A 21,913-nucleotide genomic window follows, 5' to 3' on the forward strand; every position below is an offset into this window, starting at 1 on the left:
ATGAGTGTAGAAGCCAAGATGAGTGTTAACGCGGCATCGCTCGCCGAGCGTCTCGCCAGACCCGAACTATTATCCCTCGAGCCCTATCAGTCGGCGCGCCGTATCGGCGGTGAGGGACAAATTTGGATAAATGCCAACGAGTCACCCTTTAATAACAGCGAGTTAGTAGGTTTAAACCGCTACCCCGAGTGTCAGCCGCCCGAGCTTATCCAGCGCTATGCCGACTATGCCGGGCTGTCGAGCCGACAGGTACTCACCAGTCGCGGCGCCGATGAGGCCATAGAGCTGCTTATCCGCACCTTCTGCATCCCGGGCCATGACACCATCGCCTGCTTCGGCCCCACCTATGGCATGTATGCCATCAGCGCGCAGACCTTTAATATCGATGTCAACGCCCTGCGCCTAGATGCAACCTATCAGCTGCCCCAGGATCTGCCGAGCCAGGTCGGCGATGCCAAGCTGGTGTTTATCTGCAACCCCAACAACCCGACCGGCACTGTGATTGAGCCCGATGCCATAGAGGCGGTGATCCGCAGCCTGCCAGATACCTTGGTAGTGGTGGATGAAGCCTATATCGAGTTTTGCCCAGACTACAGCGTGGCAAGCCTGCTAGATAAGTACGACAACCTGGTGGTGCTGCGCACCCTGTCCAAGGCCTTCGCCCTGGCAGGTGCCCGCTGCGGCTTCATGCTGGCAAACCCTGAGGTCATCGAGATGGTGATGCGGGTGATCGCCCCCTATCCAGTGCCGCTGCCGGTGGCCAAGCTGGCAATCGAAGCCTTAAGCACCGAGGGAATTGAGCGAATGCAGACCCAGGTCGACACCCTTAAAGCCAACGGTGAAAGGCTCGCAGCGGCATTAACGGCTGCAGGCGCCAGGGTGCTGCCCGCCTTTGGCAACTTCGTGCTGGCCTATTTTGATCAGGCAAATGAGATAAGCGTCGGTGAGATGCAGGCGCGTCTCAAACAGGCGGGTGTGGTTGCCCGGGCTTATAAAGACCCGGTGCTTGCCGATGCCATACGTTTCAGCTTTACCAGTGATGAGCAGACAGATGCCCTACTCGCGCTGCTCAGCCAAAGACCCTAACCAGACAAACGACTCAATTAAAACAAAATTCAAGATAGAAGCAGATTTAAGGTAGAAGCAGATTTAAGGTAGAAGCATGATGAAACAGAAAATCCTCTTTATCGACCGCGATGGCACACTAATAGAAGAACCCGTTACCGACAAGCAGGTCGACAGTCTGGCTAAGCTGGTGTTTGAGCCTCAGGTGATCCCAGCGCTGCTCAAGCTGCAGGGCGCGGGCTATCGCCTGGTGATGGTCAGCAACCAAGATGGCCTGGGCACCCCCTCCTTCCCCAAGGATGACTTCGATGCGCCCCAGGATATGATGATGCAGATCTTCAACAGTCAGGGCGTCGAGTTTGATGAGGTGCTTATCTGCCCTCACTTTGACGATGAAAACTGTAGCTGCCGCAAGCCGAAGCTCGGCCTGGTTAAGGCCTATCTCACCGAAGGGCGGGTGGACTTTACCCAATCGGCGGTAATTGGCGACAGGGAAACCGATCTGGGCCTGGCCGACGCCATGGGCATTAAGGGGATACGGTACAATCGCGATAGCATGAACTGGGACGCCATCGCCGAGGAGCTCCTTGGCGGCAATCGCGTGGCGACCGTGGTGCGCACTACCAAGGAAACCGATATCAAGGTCACGGTCGATCTCGACAGTGAGCTAAAGAGCAGTATCGATACCGGCATAGGTTTCTTCGACCACATGCTGGACCAAATCGCCACCCACGGTAACTTCAGGCTGGACGTCAGTGTCGATGGCGACCTTGAGATCGACGATCACCACAGTGTGGAAGACACGGCGCTGGCCATAGGCGATGCGCTCAGACAAGCCCTAGGGGATAAGCGCGGCATCGCCCGTTTCGGCTTTAGCATCCCCATGGATGAAGCCAGCGCCAGCTGCCTGCTGGACCTGTCAGGTCGCCCCTTCATCAAGTTTGAGGGGCAGTTCGAGCGCGAGATGGTGGGCGAGATGGCCACCGAGATGGTGCCGCACTTCTTCCGCTCTCTGGCCGATGGCCTGCGCTGTACGCTGCACCTCTCCACTCAGGGGGACAACGATCACCACAAGGTCGAGAGCCTGTTTAAGGTCTTTGGCCGTACCCTGCGCCAGGCGGTAAAGGTCGAAGGCGACGCCTTGCCATCGAGCAAGGGGGTGCTATGACAAGCCAGGAAACTAAGGCTAGCAACGGCTCCACTATCATCATAGATACCGGCTGCGCCAACTTAAGCTCGGTGCGCTACGCCTTCGAGCGTATCGGCGCCGACGTGGAGGTGAGCGATGATATCGCCAAGATCAAGGCCGCCACCCGCGTGGTATTGCCGGGCGTCGGTACCGCCAAGGCCGCCATGCAGGCGCTTAAGGATAAAGCCCTTATCGACACCATATGTGGCCTGACCCAGCCAGTGCTTGGCGTCTGCCTCGGCATGCAGATGCTGACCAAGGCCTCACAGGAACGCGGTGGCTTAAGTTACGGGAATAGTTACGGGAATAGTTACGAGAATACTAGCCAAGACTGTGAGTGTCTGGGGCTGATCGACACCAATATCGAGCGGCTCGATTCAAAGGGCCTGCCCCTGCCTCACATGGGCTGGAATCAGATAAGCCCGAGCCAGCACCCGCTGTTTGCCGGCGTTGCCGAGGGGAGCTACGTCTACTTTGTTCACAGCTACCGCGCGCCACTTGGGGACTTCACCATCGCCAAGAGTGAATATGGCGAGGGCTTTAGCGCCGCCATCGCCAAAGACAACTTTATGGGCGTGCAGTTTCATCCCGAAAAGAGCGCTGGCGTGGGCGCCACTATCTTGAAAAACTTTATGAGAATGACTAGCGACAGCTTTGCCAAGGAGAACGCCCTATGATCATCCCAGCGATCGATCTCATCGAGGGACAGGTGGTACGTCTCTACCAGGGCGATTACGCCCTGCAGACCACCTTTGAACTCAGCCCACTGGCGCAGCTACAGCGCTATCAGGCTCAGGGCGCGACCTGGCTGCATATCGTCGATCTGACCGGCGCCAAAGACCCTGACAGACGGCAGACCCGGCTCATCGGCGAGCTGGTCGACAACCTCGATGCCAACATACAGGTCGGCGGCGGCATTCGCAGCGAATCCCAGGTCAAAGAGCTGTTAGCACTCGGCGTCAAGCGGGTGGTAATAGGCTCTCTCGCGGTCAAGCAGCCCGAGTTGGTACAGGGCTGGCTCAAGACCTATGACAGCGATGCCATCTGCCTAGCACTGGATGTCAACATCAACCAGGCGGGCGAGAAGATAGTCGCCGTCTCTGGCTGGCAGAGCGGCGGTGGCAAGACACTGGAATCTCTGGTCGCCACCTTCGCCCCCTATGGCCTCAAACACGCGCTGGTGACAGACATCAGCCGTGACGGCACCCTGCAAGGCAGTAATACGGCGCTTTATCAAGAAATTGCCGAGCGCTACCCAGAGATCCAGTGGCAGGCCTCGGGCGGCATCGCCACCCTAGATGATGTGAGCGCCGTGCGTGACAGCGGCGCCAGCGGCATCATCATAGGCAAGGCGCTGCTCATCAATAACTTTAACGTAGAGGAGGCGATCGCATGCTGGCCAAACGCATAGTGCCCTGCCTGGATGTCAGAGACGGCAAGGTCGTCAAGGGCGTGCAATTTCGTAACCATGAGATCGTCGGCGACATAGTGCCCCTTGCCGCACGATACGCCCTTGAGGGCGCCGACGAGCTGGTGTTTTATGACATCACCGCCAGTGCCCACGACAGAGTGGTCGATAAGAGCTGGGTCAGCCGAGTCGCAGAGCAGATAGACATCCCCTTCTGCGTCGCCGGCGGCATCAAGAGTATCGAGCAGGCACGTGAGAAGCTGGCGTTCGGCGCCGATAAGATCTCCATCAACTCACCGGCGCTGAGCGATCCTAGCCTTATCGATCGCCTGCAGGATGAATTTGGCCGCCAGTGCATAGTGATCGGCATAGACTCCTACTATGACGCAGATACCGACAGCTACAAGGTAAAGCAGTTTACCGGCGACGAGGCGGCGACCAAAGATACCCAGTGGTATACCCAGGACTGGGTGGAAGAGGTGCAAAAGCGCGGCTGCGGCGAGATAGTGCTTAATGTTATGAACCAGGATGGTGTCCGCCAGGGATATGACATCAAGCAGCTTGCCATGGTGCGCGCCATCTGCGACGTGCCGCTTATCGCCTCGGGCGGTGCCGGCACCATGGCGCACTTTCTTGAGGTGTTTGCACAGGCCGGCGTCGATGCCGCCCTGGCCGCCAGCGTGTTTCACAAAGGCATTATCGACATTCAGGCATTGAAGCGTTACCTGCGCGATAACGACATCCAGATGCGGCTGTAATCGCCCTTAATCTGCCCAAGGAATAAAGATGAAAAACCTAGAAGATTTCAATAATTTGGACTGGGAAAAACAGCAAGGCCTGCTACCTGCCGTGGTACAAAACCACCTCACGGGTAAGGTACTGATGCTGGGGTATATGGACAAGACCGCACTGGCTCAGACACTCACCAGCGGCAAGGTCACCTTCTTTAGTCGCAGCAAACAGCGGCTGTGGACCAAGGGTGAGACATCAGGCAATACGCTGGATCTCATCGCCATCGACAGTGACTGTGACAACGACAGCCTGCTGCTGCAGGTGATCCCTAATGGCCCCACCTGTCACCTGGAGCGGGAGAGTTGCTGGCCCGATGGCGAGGCGCACCCCTTTATCGACAATCTGGCGACCCTGATCGCCTCACGCAAGGGGCAAGACGCCAAGAGCAGCTACACGGCTCACCTGTTTGAGCGAGGCACCAAACGCATCGCCCAGAAGGTTGGCGAGGAGGGACTGGAGACTGCCCTGGCGGCCGCCACCCATGACAAGGAGGAACTGGTGAACGAAGCCTCAGATCTTATCTATCACCTGCTGGTACTACTAGAAGATCAGGAGCTCAGTCTATCTGATATCACGGCTAACCTGCTTAAGCGCCACAGCGCAGCAGAAAAATAGACTAGGACGGTTCGGGCTGACTGGATTGACTGGCTGTATTGACTAAAGGTATCAGCCGCTAAGCCAATACCGTCAATACCAAAGCATTAGTTGGCCTAAAACCAAACTGCCTACTGGGCGCAGGACACAAGCTATGAGGTCTGGGATCTGGGCACAAGCTCTAAGGTCGGGGATCTGGGCGTAAGCCCAGAGCTCAAGCCCTGAGCAAAAGTCCTGAACACTAGCCCTGAACACTAGCCCTGAACACTGGCCCTGAACACAGCCACGGCCTCTATACCCAAAGATGGGAGCGGTGCATGCCGCGCCCTTACTACCCAAAATGCCCCTTAGTTCCATTGATAGCTAAGCACCAAGTAACTGCCCTGTGCCCTGTGCCCTGTGCCTTGCTCCCTTTCATCAATTTTTGTTTTCCTCTGCTTAAACCTATTTCCTCATACTAGTCCTATGCCTATGCCTATGCCTATGCCTATGCCTATGCCTATGCCTATGCAGATCGAGCATGGTATCACTATTAGCAAGACGCAAACCCTGCACGCCTACCAGCATTTATCGCCCTTTGCACTCGTCAATATGTGTGTTTCTTAAGACCAGTGTTGCAAAATTGGCCTAAGCAACATAATATACATCCGTATACATATGAATACAGGATGTAACAAAATAGCGTTACATATACCTTTTTGTTACAGCCTTGCCAGATTAAGTGCCCCAAAGCGTGTGTTTAAACTAGAGGTATCCCTTTATGGTCAGGCGTTCTCGACACTATCCACTAGGACGTGGCACATGCTTAGCGTGCTGCCTAACCCTATCGTTATCTTTTCCGCTACAGGCCTATTCGGCAACGGGTCAGGCGCAGCTGCTGGCTGCCCCCTTCAACCAAGCATCGGCCATGTTACCAGGGCTTGAGACAAATGCCGCCCAGGGCCTTTCACCCTTAGTAAGTTATGCGCCTTCGATGGCGGGACGAAAAGACGACGGTTCGATCGCATCGAATACAGCATTGAGTCATAACAGAGGCACAGGCTTAACCTCCTCATGGCTAGCCAGTCTCCACGAACAGAGACCGGCACTGACGCTTAACTATCTGTTCGCCTGCCTATTCGCCATCGTCGCGCTAGCCTATCTCATGCACCGGCTATATAAGCAGGCCGTTACATATTCGGCCACACGCCTGGAACAAAAGATCGATGAGCGCACCCAGGCATTGGCGCTTGAAAACAAACGACTGCACGAGATGAGCCAGAAAGATCCGCTAACCGGCATAAAGAATCGGCATTTCATCGAAGAGGTCATCGACCAGGACGTCAACCGGGTGAAGCGCGCCTACGATGCCGCCAGAGAAATGGGGCAGGCCCCCGTCAAGGCCGATATGCTTGCCTTTATCGTCGATATAGATCATTTCAAACCCATCAACGACACCTATGGCCATCTGGTTGGCGACCATGTGCTAACTCAGGTGGCACAGCGATTGAACACCCTATTTCGCAATTATGATTATGTGGTGCGCTGGGGCGGAGAAGAGTTTCTGGTGGTGGCACGCTTTGTCGATCGTCAGCAGATAGATAGACTGGCGGAGAAAATTCGTCTAGCCATAGAAACCATGGAGTTTGGTATAGAGCATCAGGGTGCCATTCGGCTCACCGCCTCCGTTGGCGCAGCCCCCTACCCCTTTTCGGTGACGCAAGCTGACAAGATAAGCTGGGAGCAGGTGATCCACCTCGCCGACATGGCACTCTATGCAGCCAAGACGAGCTCTCGCAATACCTGGTTTAGCTACCGCGCCCAGGAGACTCAGGCCATACCGGACGAGGTACACCTGCATCCCGACAGCATAGAAAAGTTCACCAAGATCTCGAGCAGATCTTACTACCGCAAAACCGCCTAACAGGGCCAGCCATTCAGGCAGGGACGCCGCCCATACCAGCTTGCTTTATCCTCGTTTTCCCCTCGCTTTACCCTCGCTTTACCCTCATCACTCCCCGTCTCACAATTGACGTCTTCACCCACCTAGACAGTTTTTATGCCTCAGTTACAGACAAATAGATCTTTTATATACATAAACATACATTAGAATACAAAAGTGATATATAATAATCGGCAATAACTCCTTTACAGTATTGCAACACTCAGAGGACTATCGTGAAGCAAAATAACTGGATACTGATCGTCGATGACGATGCAGACCTGGCGCTCTTGGTTGCCGATTTTCTCGAAATGAACGGCTACCAGACAAAGATAGAACATAACGGCGCCAAAGCGGTCGAGTGCATCATCAATGAACAGCCAATGCTGGTGATCTTAGATGTGATGCTACCGGATATGGATGGCCTGTCCATCTGCCGTGCGGTGCGCCATGGACATCCTGGGCTGAGCGGCTGTTACAACGGCCCTATTCTGATGCTGACCGCCCTCAACAATGACATAGATGAGGTGGCCGGCCTGGAGACAGGCGCCGATGACTACCTCGCCAAACCCGTTCGCTCCCGGGTGCTATTGGCTCGCGTCAGGGCACTACTCAGACGTAAACCCGAGCCCCTTGTCGAAGAAAAGTTCACCAAACTACCGAGCAAAAACGATGATGTCATCGCGTTTGATGGACTGGACATAGACAAGAAGTATCAAAGAGTGCAACAGCATGGCGAAGATGTTGAGCTGACCACCGCCGAATTTGAACTCCTCTGGTTACTGGCCAGCAGAGCGGGCGAGATCTGCGACCGGGATTTCATTTCCGATTATTTTGGCGACCTGGGTTATGAGAGCTCACATCGCACCATAGATCTGCGCATCTCTCGCATTCGCCGTAAACTCGGTGATGACCCCAGCCACGCCAGCCGCATCAAGACTATCCACGGCAAGGGCTATCTGTTTGTCGGGGATTAATATCGGATGCGTATAAAGCCCCTCGTCCTCTGGTTGCTAGCCGTGCTGATCACCTCGACGCTGGCCGGCATTGCTGTGAGTACTCAGCCGCCCAAGGAAACGGCAGATCTGAGCCAACAGGAGCGAGATCTGCAACTCATCGCCGAGCGAGATCGGGGGGAGGTCTTAACCGCACTGGTCAAACATTACCGCGACAACGACCCACAGAAGAGTTTGCAATATGGCGAGCAGGCGCTGGCGCTCTTTTCGCGCTGGCCAGACGATAGCCGCAAAATTGTGGTACTGAATAACATGGCATGGGTGCATGTCTCCCTAAGCCAGTACGACAAGGCTCAGCAGCGAACCGATGAAAGCAAGCGCCTCGCCAAGGCCAATCAGGACACTAACGGCCTCTACACCGCGCAGACGATGCAGGGAATCATCTACTGGCGTAAAGCCGACTATCTGACCGCACTAAAGACCTTTGAACAGGCGTTGGAGATTGCCAAACAGGAAGAAAACCATAGGGGTATCGCCAATACCACTAACTATATGGCGATCATCTACCAGACCCTGGGGCAACCCGAGAAAGCACTCTCCTACTTTTTGCGCGCCTACAACATACAGAAGGAACTGGGTGACGAGAAGAGCATTGCCGTATCACTCAACAACATCGCCAACATGTATGGAACCAGTGGTAACTACAGCCTCGCGCTAGATTACCAATTACAGTCGCGCAAGATCCGCGAGAAACTCAACGATCTTCCGGGCCTGGCGCAGATCCTCGGCAACATAGGCCTGACTTACTTTTACCTCAAAGACTATGACCAGGCGCTGGCCTATCTGCAGCGTTCCCTGGGGTATTACGAGTCTCTGGAGGATAAGCAGGGCATTGCCGAGATCCACAACAACCTGGGTATGGTTCATCAGCAAAAACAACAATTCGAATCGGCCCTGCATCAATATCAGCAAGCCTTGACCATGGCCCAGGCGATCCAAGACACGGCACTGGAGGCAAGGGTCAACATAGAACTCGCCAATGCCTACATAGCGCTGGACAATGGCGCCCTTGCCGAGCAACAGGTTACCCTAGGGCTGGAACAGGCCGATAAACTCGGCATAGTGACACTCAATGCCTACGGCCTGCTCACCCGCGCTAAGGTAGAACAGCTAAACGGCAACAGTGACCAGGCACTGGCCCTGAGTGAAGTGGCCTTGAGCCATGCGCAACAGGTACAGGATATGCTCATCATTCGAGATATCCATGAGTTTCGCTATCGGCTCTATAAAAATTTAGCCAAGCCCCAGGAGGCATTACTGAGTCTGGAAGCCTTTAAACAGGTCAACGATGAGATGTTTAACTCAGAAAGTGACCAGAGATTGGCCTTCCTTCTCAGCCACTTTGAGGCAGAGCAACACGAGCAACAGATAAAGCTGCTACAAGCGGATCAGGCACTACAAAGAACACAGCTGGCCCAGCACAGATACCAACGTAATGTATGGCTCGCCGGCCTTACCGTGTTGTTCGTGATCATACTTCTACTGGTCAATCGCCATCATCAACGCAAGATCAACGCCTCGCTCAACCAAAACATCAAGTCACAACGTGAGTTAATTCAGGCCGTCGCCCATGAATTTAGATCGCCCCTTGCCAGGGTGCAGTTTGCATTCGATATGCTAGAGGAAAAAGTTATCGGCGACAGAGAACCCAGACTAAGCGAAAACATCAATACCGGCCTGAGTGAACTGGAGAACTTGATCAAAGAGGCTTTGGATTTCATACAGATAGAAAACAAATCAAGGCCACTGCATCTCTCCCAGGTCAACCTGGTTAAGGTACTCAGCGAGCAGATCGACGCCCATACCGGCCTGTACCCAGACAAAGACTTTACCCTGAAGGTCGACAGAAACCGAGAGTGGCTGGTGAGCGCCGACAGTATCCAGCTCGGCCGCGCCTTTTCCAATATCATTCGCAACGCCGCGCGCTTTGCCACCAGACAGATAGTGATCACCCTAAAACAGGAAAAGACCGCCATTGCCATTATCATAGAAGACGATGGACCAGGCATCCCACTCGAGCAGAGAGAGCGGGTCTTTGAGCCCTTTGTCAGGCTAGATCAGAGTCGATGTCGAGACTCTGGCGGTGTCGGGCTCGGCCTGGCACTCGCCAAGAAAATATGTGAGGCACATGGCGGCAGCCTAACGATCTCCTCATCCCCTCTGGGCGGTGCCAGGTTATGCCTCTCCTGCCCGCTCACCACAAAAAACCAGCAGAGCAAGTAATACTGTCGCCCTACTTTGGCTTGCCGTGCCATAGGCAGAAGGCACGGCGCCACTCATTCTTGTTACGCTCACATCTCACACTCTCATCACTCACTTCCATACCTTCTACTGCCACATCTACTACTCTCACACGAACTGCTACCACATCTTCAGCTCTCACTCACCTTTACTGTTTTCACTCTGAAAACAATCATGGCTTAAGCCACTGTTTACTTTATCGTTCTGACCTTAAACAAGTGATACCCGATCGTCATTCTGCGCCCTCCCCAAGTAGCTTAGTAATTAAGGTCAGCTTAATCCCGGCCAGAGGCAGGTTTAAAAAATGTTCTACACTTGTTAAATAAAATTTGATCAAATGAATGTGTTTGTATATAAATGTATATATCGTGTCTGTTGTAGCCAGGGCTGAGCCAGCCTAAGAAAACAGCAGGGCGGTGAGCCTAGCTCAAGCCGAGATCAAATAAACCAACAACGCGACGCCCTCGGAATCGACATGTTTATGCCTGCGCACAGGACTCGGGCCAGACTTGCAAGAGGATAAATATGACATGCCCCAGGCATCGCGTGGAGTCATAAAATGAAGATGAAAATGAACAAACTCGCCAGCATGATCGCCATGTTGACCCTAGGCGTAGCGGCACAAAGTTATGCCGAAGATAACCGCTACGTCATCCAGGTAGATAACCAGCATAAAGGTATGATCAAGGCCTTGGCGGTAAAATCCGGTGCCGACATAAAAGTCGACGGCAATGGCTTCTTCGCCGCGGAATTTCCCGAGCGAGATCTTGCAAAGGTTAAGGGGCTACTCAACAATCCCCACGTACGCCTGGTCGAAGAGGATCAGCGCCGTCGCCTACTGTCACTCTATCAGGATGATGCGGGCGATCCTATGGTCAAGCAACTGACCCCCTACGCCGTCTATCAATCTCAGGCCGATCAGGTCGATTTCGTTGCTGGTAACGGCACTAAGGTCTGCATCATAGACTCGGGGCTAGATAGATCGAATACAGATTTCAACTGGGACGGGATCACGGGGGACTATGACTCGGGTACCGGCGATTGGGATGTCAATGGTGGTCCCCACGGAACACACGTCGCTGGCACGATAGGCGCCGCCGATAATGACATTGGTGTCGTCGGTATGGCGCCCGGTGTCGACATGCACATCATCAAGGTCTTCACCGCCAGCGGCTGGGCCTACTCTTCGGATCTGGCCCATGCGACTGATCTATGTAGCCAGGCCGGCGCCAATATTATCAGCATGAGTCTGGGTGGCGGTGGCGCCAACAGCATAGAGTCTAAAGCCTTTGAAGCCTTTACCCAGGCGGGCGGACTCGTGGTTGCCGCGGCGGGCAACGATGGCAACAACGCCCGCTCCTATCCAGCGGCCTACCCCTCTGTGCTGATGGTCGGCGCTAACGATGCCGACAACAATATCGCCAGTTTCTCACAATTCCCTAGCTGTACCAGCGGCCGTGGCAAGCGAGCAACCACGGATGAAACGACCTGTGTCGAGATCACCGCAGGTGGCGTACAGACCCTATCCACCTACCCGGCTGACATGGCAACCATGGCCAGCCTCCAGGCCGACAGTCAGTATTACGATACCGCCGCCATGGAAAACCTTGGCACTGCCAGTGGTGCCACCTACTTCATGGGCACGGCGGAAACCCCGGATGCTGCCGCCAACGGGAAGCTGTGTGTGATCGATCGCGGGAACATCTCTTTCCATGATAAGGTCGCTAACTGTGAGGCTTCCGGTGGTATAGGAGCCGTCATCATCAATAATGTCGACGGCATGTTGTACGGCACCCTTGGCGAGAGCAACACCACGAGCATACCCGCCGTTGGTGCCGATCTGGCCGATCGCACCGCATTCATGGAGGCAACCACGGCCTCTGTCGCCATCACCGCATCCGACTACGGCTACATGAGCGGCACTTCGATGGCGACTCCCGCCGTATCGGGCGTCGCCGCCTTGGTATGGTCAAACTTCCCCGAGTGTACCGGTAGTGAGATCCGCCAGGTGCTGAAAGCGACGGCAGAAGATCAAGGTGCACCAGGCCACGACGAGTATTTCGGCTATGGTATCGTTAAGGCGAAAGCTGCCTATGACTACCTGCAAAACCATGGCTGTAGTGGCCAGGATACATCTCCGGGAACCTTTAGTCTCACCGCCGACTACGGCTTTGCCCGCGGCAAACACACGGTTACCTTGACGACACAGGCCGCCTCAACCCCTAGAGTCGACCTGTATCGCGACGACGTGAAAATTGCCACGGTTGCAGCCAGTACTAGCTATGAAGATACCTTCGGCCGTAAGGTCAGTGGCAGCTTCACCTACAAGGCCTGTGAAGAGAACAGCCAGATCTGTACCGAGACTCAGTCTGTTGCCTTCTAACCCAGTATCGTTTAACGACGGGTACTCTCTAACAATGAGTACCGTTTAACGACTGGCACTAGAGAACACTCAGGCAACTGAGTCAGTATCAGGGCAGAACCCTCTGCCCTTCACACAGGCGTGCCGCGTGTAGCATCGCGCGGTACGCCTGTATTCATCTATATAACGACTAGGGTTCTGTAACGGCTAAGCATCTATAACTGCCGGGCTTCTATAACTGCTAGGCTTCTGTATCTGCCAAGCCCTTTCGTAGACTGTCGCCTATCACTATCCAACTCCTTCAGCTATAAGCCCATACAGCTATAAGCCCCGGCAAGTTCAGGTGTGTAAACAACCAGGCATATAACAAGCAAGCCGATACCCTATTGGCTAGCCCATCATTTTCCCGCCAGGAATCACAGGCTTAGTCCACATTAAGACCATCAAACTACATACATTTATTAACAAAAGTGTACATTTTGTGACAATTAAGCTAAATAAATGTTGATCTAAATCATATCCGCATATATAACTGTATACATATGGCACACAACTGTATGCGATATAGCCGATTTAAGACCTCATAAGTAACTGGGTGCAACAACACTGAGTACTTACAAATTTAATAACAACAGGAGATCAGTTGATGACTACACCAAAGAAATCATCTACCAAACTGCTCACAACCTTATTAGGTGCATCACTATTAACGGGCTTAAGCCCTGTAGCGCTGGCCGTATCAAAAGCACCGCTCAAAGCTATGCCTGAATACGATCAACAATCTGTTATCGTTAAGTTCAAACAAAAAGTAGCTAAAAAGGATCGTAAAGAGCTTACTCGTAATCTTGGCGTATCTTTCAAAGATAAGAACAACGACGGCGTAGATGACCGCCTGCGCAACATAGCTAATGGCCGCCTGGCGGTACTTGAACTGGGTCAAGGCCGTAAAGTTGATGCAGTATTGGCAAGCCTTAAGAACCACCCACTGATCGAATATGCAGAGCCTAACTACATAGTACACACGACTGCAGTGCCTAACGACACTTCTTACTCAAGCCTGTACGGCATGCAGAAGATCCAAGCGGAAACCGCCTGGGACTATGTGATCGGTGATTCTTCTGTCGTTGTTGGTGTTATCGATACTGGTTTCGACTTCAACCACCCAGATCTGGCTGACAACATCTGGACCAACCCGAATGAAATCGCCGGCAACGGTATCGATGACGACGGTAACGGTTATATCGATGATATCCACGGTATCTCAGCCATCCTGGATAACGGTAACCCGTCTGACACCGGTGCTCACGGTACTCACGTATCTGGCACTATCGGTGCCAAAGGTAACAACGCCCTGGGTGTTGCCGGTGTCAACTGGCAAACCAACATGGTAGGTTGTAGCTTCCTGGGTTCAGGCGGCGGTACCCTGGCCGACGGCGTACAATGTATCGACTATATGGTTGGCCTGAAAAACGCAGGCGTTAACGTACGCGTACTGAACAACAGCTGGGGTGGCGGTGGTTTCACTCAGACGCTTAAAGACGCTATCACGGCGGCTAACAATGCCGACATGCTATTCGTCGCGGCAGCGGGCAATGACTCGGCCGACATCGACAACGGCGGTTTCTATCCAGCCGGTTACGATGTACCTAACGTAGTAGCAGTAGCTTCTACCGACAACGCCGACAACCTGTCTGGTTTCTCTAACTACGGCGACCAACTGGTTCACCTGGCTGCACCGGGTTCATTCATCCTGTCAACGACGCCTAACAACAGCTACGACACTTTCAGCGGTACTTCAATGGCCACACCTCACGTAGCCGGCGCTGCAGCCCTGATCCTTGCGGGTAACCCGAACCTGACCACGTCACAGCTAAAAAGTGTACTAATGAATACGGGTGATACGCTTGCGGCTTTGGAAGGCAAAACCATCTCAGGTAAGCGTCTGAACGTTGCCAACGCCCTGATCGATTCAGGCGGTGCGGGCCCTTCTTTCTTCATGGAAGCAACGCCAACTAAATCAACCATCAACCAAGGCGACAGCCAGGCTTACGCTATCGACCTAGTTGCAGCGGGCGGTTTCAACGGCACCGCGACTATGAGCCTGACCAGCGTTCCTGAGCTTAACGCAGACGTCATGTTCGCTCAAAACCCGGTTGCAGGCGACACCACTAACACCATGACTATCAATACGACAGAGCAAACTGCACCTGGTACGTACAACATGACAGTCAACGCCACCGACGGCAGCGTTTCTAAAAACATCAACCTGGAGCTGAAAGTATGGCCTCAAGGTACTGTTTCTACTATGCTGACCAGCAACGAAATCGTGCCTATCAGCGATGACGATCCTTCAAACCCAGCAACCAGCAGCATCAATGTTCCTTACGACATGACGCTGACTCAGGTAGAAGTGTTTGTTGACATCACACACGCTTGGGCATCTGACATGGTTGTGTCTGTTATTTCACCAAGCGGTGAAGAAGTTGTTCTGCACGACCGTGCCGGCGGCAACGGCACCGGCCTGGTTGGCAACTTTATTCCTACCGAATACGAGTTGGACAACGCACTGGGCGAATGGACACTGAAAGTCGTTGATGAAGTTGCTGGCGATACGGGTGCTATCAACAACTGGTCACTGAAACTGACAGGCGCACCTTCTGCCGGCACAGACTTCGCACCAAACGTACAGATAGTGACACCTGCTAACCAAGGTGCGTACCTGACCGGTGAAACCGTTAGCTTCAGCGCAAGCGCTAACGACACCGAAGACGGCGACCTGACCGCTGACATCGTTTGGACGTCAAGCATCGACGGCGTGATCGGTAACGGCGCGACCTTCACTAAGTCTAACCTATCTGTAGGCGACCACGTCATCACGGCAACCTCTACTGATTCTGCAGGCCAGGCCAGCACAGAAACTGTTAAGCTGTCGGTTGCTGAAGCTAACACTACGGTAAGCGGTGCAAACAACACGGCAATCGCTATGCCTGAGATGGGCGGTAAGGTATTCACTGAAATCGACCTGCCTACCGGCGTTGCTATCGATGCGATTGAAGTCAATGTTGATATCTCGTTCGAATCGGTTCAATACCTGAACGTATGGCTACAGTCTCCAACTGGGACCATGGTTAAACTGGTCACCTGGCGTCAATTCTGGAACAAAGATCTGGTTAAGACCTTTAACCCAGTTGAGTTCGCAGGTGAGTCGAGCATGGGTACATGGCGTCTGTTTGTTGAAGATACGTCAAGCTACACAATGAACGGCGTACTGAACAACTGGAGCATCTCGGTATCAAACGGCGACGCGGTACTTCCACCTCCTGCTGAAAACACAGCGCCTGTGATGACTATCAATGCACCTATGGGTGGTTCTAGCTTCAACCTAGGCGACAGCATCACCTTCGACGGAACGGCAACTGACGCCGAAGACGGTAACCTGAGCGCTGGCATCAAGTGGTACGATAACTTCAACGGCCTAATCGGTGAAGGTGCCCTGTTCAGCACTAACTCGCTAAGTGCTGGTGACCACATAGTGACAGCAGTGGCGACCGACTCGCAAGACGCGTTCGACCAGGCACAGGTCAGCTTCACGGTGGTAGATGCACCTGCTAACGAAGCCCCTGCTGCTGACTTCGGCTTCACAGTAAACGACCTTGACGTGCAGTTCTCTGACCTAAGTGGCGACACTGACGGTGCGGTAACAACCTGGTCTTGGGACTTCGGTGACGGCGCTAGCTCAACCCTAGCTAACCCTTCACACAGCTACGCAGCCGCGGGGACTTACACAGTCACCCTAACAGTAAGCGATGACGACGGTGCGACGCACTCAATCACAAAAGACGTCACTGTGACTGAGCCTGTACCAGAGCCAACCATCATACTGGACGGCAGTGCAACAGTAAGTGGTGATCGCGTCACCGTTTCACTGAACTGGACGACGCCTAGCAAGATGAACCTTGATGTCTATCGTGACGGTACTCTGTTGAAAGCCGGTGAACGTAAGTCTAGTTACACCGACCGCTTTAGCTCAACGGCTACTAGCTTCACCTACCAAGTATGTGAAACTGGCACAGACAACTGTTCTTATGAATTGACTATTGTTCCGACCAATAAGTCAAAAGGTAACACCAAAAAGAACTAAGTAACTCGGGGGGAAGGTGCCGTTTTGGCCCTTCCCTTTTTTATCATCTGACATTAGCTAAACCTTATCGGCATAAAGGCCGAAACCATCATTTCTTTATCAAACACCTGAGGCATTAGAGGTGAACACTAGACGCTCTGCGCTACTTATTGCGCTGCTTTGCACCATCACACAGGCATCTGCCGAATTTATAACACCCTATCGGCCCTATGAGTCACAGCGGCTTAGACTGGTTTACCAGGTTCAAACAGACGATTCAATGAGCGCTCTGGCGCAAGATTCAGGCCTGGCGCTGGAAGATATAAAACAATCCTTGACGAGAAAGGATACTGAAGAGACTCGCCCCACCTCCCCCTTACCCACTAATAAAAAATCCCTAAGTGAGGTTATTCAGGCTCCAAAGGCAGGCGATTTAAATATGACGGTACAGACCGGCGCCCAGCGCAGGTCCGCTGGCGAGACGGCAGTTTATTACTTTAATACCCAAGCAGATCAGGAGTGGCAGGGCGATATTAGCCTAAGCCTTGCGTCTTCCCTGGCCAGTGCACGCCTTTCGACCCGTTCGATCATCGCCGGGGAGCCTTTTAGCCTCAGTGTGCCAACGACGCCTAACTGCCAGTCGGGCGACTACATGTTTACCATCACGGCGACGGCCAAAAACGGTAAACAAGTTCGCCAACAGGCGGTAAGCCTGGAGCTTCTACCAAACCACACCATAACCCATAGCTATCACAACACACAGAAGATCACCATAACGGATCACAATACCCATGGCATAAAGAGCATCATCAAGGTACCCCAGACAGGCACAGTCTATGGCATTAACCTCATTGTTGAGATAGATCACCCCTGGCGTAGCGATCTTCAGGTCACCCTCACCTCACCCTCTGGCACTACTCACACCCTAGATAAACGAGACGAGCCAACAGCGAGCTCCTGCCACTATCGCCTTAAGCAATTCGAGGGGGAAACCAGCAAAGGCGACTGGACACTGAACATCACAGATCGCGCATCGGGCGATCAAGGCTATTTGCACGGCTGGACGATGGAGATCTTAAGCTATGACCCCCAATCTCCATCTGATTTAACCAAGAACCTTAACTAGTCGCGGTTTAGTCCCATAAAATCCACGTAGATTAACGGGTAATTTGCCCCGCTAAATCCACATAAAATAGGGGGCAATTTGCCCCCTGCCTGCGGTCATCATCCTCTTATCAGAACACACTGTTTTTACTGCCACAAATGCTCGGAAAAGGCTGTTGTCCATTGGCAGTTCTGCTACAATTTCGCCGTAATTTCCTCCTCCAACATTACATATAAAAATATAAGACCCTATGAATCAATCAAACAAAGTTTTAGCCGTTAATGACGACCTGCCTATTCGCACCGACAAGCCGGTACACTCGGGTAAAGTTCGCAGCGTCTATTGGTTGACAGCCGAAGACAGCGCACGTCTTATTGCGCAAAAAGGTTATGACGTTCCTGCCGATACGCCACTGGCCATCATGGTGATCAGCGACCGTATCTCCGCCTTTGACTGTATCTGGCAAGGCGAAAACGGCCTCAACGGCGTCCCAGGCAAAGGGGCGGCGCTCAACGCCATTTCAAATCATTGGTTCAAACTATTTAAAGAGAAGGGCCTGGCCGACAGCCATATTTTGGATGTGCCTCACCCCTTCGTCTGGATAGTACAAAAGGCCCAGCCCGTGATGGTCGAGGCAATTGCCAGACAATACATCACAGGTTCTATGTGGCGTGCCTACAGCAAAGGCGAGCGTGACTTCTGTGGTATCACCCTACCTGAGGGACTGGAGAAGGATCAGAAGCTGGAAGAAGTGCTGATCACCCCATCGACCAAAGGTGTCTTAACCGGCCTTGAGGGTGTCCCCGAAGCCGATGACGTCAACGTTTCACGTGCGGATCTAGAGCGCCACCTAGAAGGCTTTAACTTCCACAGCAAGGACGATATCGACCTGTACGAGAAGCTGCTAAAAGAGGGCTTTGCGGTGATCAGCGAGGCCTTGGCCGAGCAGGATCAGATCTTCGTCGATACTAAGTTTGAGTTTGGCTATGTGAACGATGCTAACGGCCAGGAAAAACTCATCTATATGGATGAAGTGGGCACCCCAGATTCTTCACGCATCTGGGATGGCGAAGCACGTCGCAATGGCAAGATCATCGAGAAGTCAAAAGAGGGCTTCAGACAGTGGCTGCTAAACCACTTCCCGGATCCCGATATCCTGCTAAACAAGGAGCGTATGCCTGAGCGTTTTGCCCTCGCCCGTGATAACAAGTTACCGACCGAGGTGATGATGGATATCTCTAACACCTACGTTGGCATCGCCGAAACCATTATTGGCGAGAAGCTTCACCTGAGCGAGAACCCTCGCCAGGAGATCATCGACATCCTGCGTGATGAGTACCAGCTGATCCAGGCATAACCGATACTCAGCCTGGCTAAGCTTGCCAGGGATAACTCGAAGTTTGATAAAAGATAAGGCCAGCGCTTACGAGACGCTGGCCTTTTTATTACGCTTGCCTGGTTATTGTACTTAACTCTATGTTCCTAATCTAAGTTCCTAGTTTAAGCTCTTAATTTAGGTTCTTAGCTTTTTTGTACTCAGCCTCTTTGCCTCTTCTATCGCAGTGATAGCTGTATTAGTGATTAAGGGCGCCAAGCAGTGAGGCGCTTCACCCTTATTGACGCAAGGGATTTACACCAGCACAAACGCCAGTACAGACACCAGTAAAGACACCAGTAAAGACACAGGCAAGGGTGGGATTAAAAAGCCCCAACGTGGCAACGCCCCCACTAGCACACTCGAATATAAAAATTGCTTTAATATTTTCTCACAACTTTATTAATCGAATCTTAAACTTTTGATTTGCCGCGCCCCTGCCCGACTTGATAAGGTATGGCGGCAATCACATCTTTAGCGCCCCCATGCCTGTTAGGCAGTAAAAAAACGATTGGGCGCCAGCAACAGGGAGAACCCATGCGTAAGTCTATCCTCACCACGGCTATCTTAGCCGGTCTATATCTCACTGGCTGTACACCAGCGAGTCAGGAAGCAAGCAATACAGAAGTAGCAAGTAGCGAAGCGGCGAAGCCTGCCGTACAGGCGAGTGAAGGCCAAATCAATGCCAGCAACGTACTGCTCAAGAAGAGCGTGTTACAGTATCAGGCGCCTGAGTTTGATAAGATCACCTTCGACGATTATGCCCCCGCATTCACTCAAGGGATCATAGAGCACGATAAAGAGATCCAGGCGATCATCGACAACCAGGCCGCCGCAGATTTTAACAACACCATAGTTGCCATGGAAAAGTCTGGCAGCCTGCTTACCCGCGTGGCCAAGACCTTCTTTAACCTGGCCAGCGTTAACTCTAACAGCCAGGTACAAACCCTGGAAGCCGAGCTAGCACCTAAGCTGTCTGCGCACTGGGACAACATCTTCTTAAACCCTGAGCTATTTGCCCGCGTAGAAAGCGTCTACAAGAGCCGCGACAGCCTAAGCGCCGAAGATAAACACTTGGTCGAGTATTACTACCTGGCATTCGAGCGCGCCGGTGCCAAACTCTCTGACGCAGATAAAGAGAAGATGCGCGATCTTAACGGTCAGCTCGCCAGTCTAACCACGGAATTTTCGAAGAACGTTCTCGATTCATTTAAAAACGAAGTGATCATAGTTAAAGACAAGGCGGAGCTCGACGGCCTATCTGACGCCGAAATCGCTACCCTCGCCCAGGCCGCGAAAGATGCAGGCAAAGAGGGATACCTGATCACGCTTGTGAACACCACCCGTCAACCAATTCTTTCCAGCCTGAATAATCGCGAGCTAAGAGAGAAAGTGTGGAAGACCTCGGCAAATCGCGCCATGGCGCTTAACGGCCCGAACATAGTCAAACAGTCACATCTGCACGCCGAAAAGGCAGCGCTACTGGGCTATGACTCTTGGGCGGCCTACACGGTAGCCGATCAGATGGCCAAGACACCGACAGCCGTATATGAGATATTAGATGACCTAGCCCCTAAGGCTGTGGCCAAGGCCAAGCTAGAGGCGGCGGACATACAGGCGCAGATTAAGGCATCGGGTCAAGACTTCGAACTGGCACCTTGGGACTGGGCCTATTACAGCGAGAAGGTTCGTAAGGCCAAGTACGATCTGGATCAGAGCCAGGTCACGCCTTATTTCGAGTTTAACCGCGTCCTCAACGACGGCCTCTTCTTCGCCATGAAAAAACTCTACGGCATCACGGTCAAGCCGCGCAAAGATCTGCCTGTATGGAACCCAGATGTGCTGGCCTATGAGATCTTTAACAAAGACAAGAGCTCAGTCGGCATCTTCTATCTGGACCCTTATGCCAGAGAAGGTAAGAACGGCGGCGCCTGGATGGATGAGTTCGTGACCCAGAGCGGCCTGCTAGGCACTAAGCCTGTGATCTACAACGCGCTGAACATTCCAAAGCCAGCCTCAGGCCCAACCCTGATGACCTATGATGAAGTCAGCACTATGTTCCACGAGTTTGGTCACGCTGTGCATGGTCTCTTCTCTCAGGTGAAATACCCAAGTGTGGCAGGTACGGCTACCCCGAGAGACTTCGTCGAGTTTCCATCACAGGCCAACGAAGACTGGTCTATCGATCCTGAAGTTCTGGCCAACTACGCCAAGCACTATCAGACTGGCGAGCCTATCCCTGCCGAGCTGCTGAAGAAGGTATTGGCGGCGAGCAAGTTTGGACAGGGCTTCGATACCACAGAGTATCTGGCGGCGGCCATTCTGGATATGGAATGGCACTCCATTGGCGTCGATGCCAAGATCGACGACGTGGCTAAGTTTGAGCAGCAGGCGCTGGCGAAACACGGCATCGATTTTGCCCCAATCCCGCCACGCTACAAGTCGGCTTACTTTAGTCATGCGTTCGCCGGCGGTTATTCGGCGGGCTACTACGCCTACCTGTGGACCGAAGTCTTCGCGGCAGATGCCTTCGACTATATGAGCCATAACGGTGGCCTGTCGCTGGAAAACGGCAACAAGTTCCGCGACAACGTCCTCTCTAAGGGCAACAGCGAAGATCTGATGCAAGACTACATCAAGTTCACCGGCAGAAAGCCTACCGTCGATGCCCTGCTAAAACACAGAGGCCTAACAGAATAATCACTCGCGTGAATTCCAGGCATGA

The 21,913-nt window shown here is 53.0% G+C and carries 14 protein-coding genes; all 14 read left to right on the forward strand.

Features of this window, described 5'->3' with window-relative positions; genetic code table 11:
* The 14 genes from hisC (at position 1) to L2731_RS14010 (ending at position 21,888) form a co-directional block, all read left to right on the forward strand.
* Entirely contained in the window at positions 1–1,086 is a 1,086-nt protein-coding gene (gene hisC, locus L2731_RS13945; RefSeq protein ID WP_249253736.1) for a histidinol-phosphate transaminase, read from the forward strand.
* Between the two features lie 79 nt (positions 1,087–1,165).
* On the forward strand, positions 1,166–2,233 hold the full coding sequence (gene hisB, locus L2731_RS13950; protein WP_249253900.1) for a bifunctional histidinol-phosphatase/imidazoleglycerol-phosphate dehydratase HisB: 1,068 nt from the start codon (positions 1,166–1,168) through the stop codon (positions 2,231–2,233).
* Positions 2,230–2,931 carry an imidazole glycerol phosphate synthase subunit HisH gene (gene hisH, locus L2731_RS13955; protein WP_249253738.1) on the forward strand — a complete coding sequence of 234 codons (702 nt, stop codon included), beginning with the start codon at positions 2,230–2,232 and terminating at the stop codon, positions 2,929–2,931. Before hisB ends, hisH begins: the two co-directional genes overlap by 4 nt.
* Positions 2,928–3,665: a 1-(5-phosphoribosyl)-5-[(5-phosphoribosylamino)methylideneamino]imidazole-4-carboxamide isomerase gene (hisA, locus tag L2731_RS13960; RefSeq protein ID WP_249253740.1), complete on the forward strand. Its 738-nt coding sequence runs from the start codon at positions 2,928–2,930 to the stop codon at positions 3,663–3,665. Before hisH ends, hisA begins: the two co-directional genes overlap by 4 nt.
* On the forward strand, positions 3,647–4,420 hold the full coding sequence (gene hisF, locus L2731_RS13965) for an imidazole glycerol phosphate synthase subunit HisF (protein ID WP_249253742.1): 774 nt from the start codon (positions 3,647–3,649) through the stop codon (positions 4,418–4,420). The genes hisA and hisF overlap by 19 nt, the downstream gene beginning before the upstream one ends.
* 28 nt (positions 4,421–4,448) lie before the next feature.
* Positions 4,449–5,069, forward strand: coding sequence for a bifunctional phosphoribosyl-AMP cyclohydrolase/phosphoribosyl-ATP diphosphatase HisIE (gene hisIE, locus L2731_RS13970; protein WP_249253744.1), 621 nt, complete (start codon positions 4,449–4,451; stop codon positions 5,067–5,069).
* A gap of 952 nt (positions 5,070–6,021) precedes the next feature.
* Positions 6,022–6,951 (forward strand): GGDEF domain-containing protein, encoded by a 930-nt coding sequence (locus L2731_RS13975; protein WP_249253746.1) that lies wholly within the window; start codon positions 6,022–6,024, stop codon positions 6,949–6,951.
* Between the two features lie 254 nt (positions 6,952–7,205).
* The gene (locus L2731_RS13980; RefSeq protein WP_249253748.1) at positions 7,206–7,946 is read left to right on the forward strand and encodes a response regulator; all 741 of its coding nucleotides are present in this window, start codon (positions 7,206–7,208) and stop codon (positions 7,944–7,946) included.
* 6 nt (positions 7,947–7,952) lie between these two features.
* Positions 7,953–10,208, forward strand: a complete 2,256-nt coding sequence (locus L2731_RS13985; RefSeq protein WP_249253750.1) for a tetratricopeptide repeat protein — start codon at positions 7,953–7,955, stop codon at positions 10,206–10,208.
* Between the two features lie 583 nt (positions 10,209–10,791).
* Positions 10,792–12,609 carry a S8 family serine peptidase gene (locus tag L2731_RS13990; RefSeq protein ID WP_249253902.1) on the forward strand — a complete coding sequence of 606 codons (1,818 nt, stop codon included), beginning with the start codon at positions 10,792–10,794 and terminating at the stop codon, positions 12,607–12,609.
* Between the two features lie 739 nt (positions 12,610–13,348).
* Positions 13,349–16,729: a S8 family serine peptidase gene (locus tag L2731_RS13995; protein ID WP_249253752.1), complete on the forward strand. Its 3,381-nt coding sequence runs from the start codon at positions 13,349–13,351 to the stop codon at positions 16,727–16,729.
* Positions 16,730–17,147: 418 nt separating this feature from the next.
* Entirely contained in the window at positions 17,148–17,834 is a 687-nt protein-coding gene (locus L2731_RS14000) for a proprotein convertase P-domain-containing protein (protein WP_249253754.1), read from the forward strand.
* Positions 17,835–18,063: 229 nt separating this feature from the next.
* Positions 18,064–19,170, forward strand: a complete 1,107-nt coding sequence (locus L2731_RS14005; protein WP_249253756.1) for a phosphoribosylaminoimidazolesuccinocarboxamide synthase — start codon at positions 18,064–18,066, stop codon at positions 19,168–19,170.
* Between the two features lie 555 nt (positions 19,171–19,725).
* Positions 19,726–21,888 carry a M3 family metallopeptidase gene (locus L2731_RS14010; protein WP_249253758.1) on the forward strand — a complete coding sequence of 721 codons (2,163 nt, stop codon included), beginning with the start codon at positions 19,726–19,728 and terminating at the stop codon, positions 21,886–21,888.
* Positions 21,889–21,913 lie beyond the last annotated feature (25 nt).

The organism is Shewanella aquimarina (genome assembly GCF_023349185.1).
Lineage (GTDB): Bacteria > Pseudomonadota > Gammaproteobacteria > Enterobacterales > Shewanellaceae > Shewanella > Shewanella aquimarina.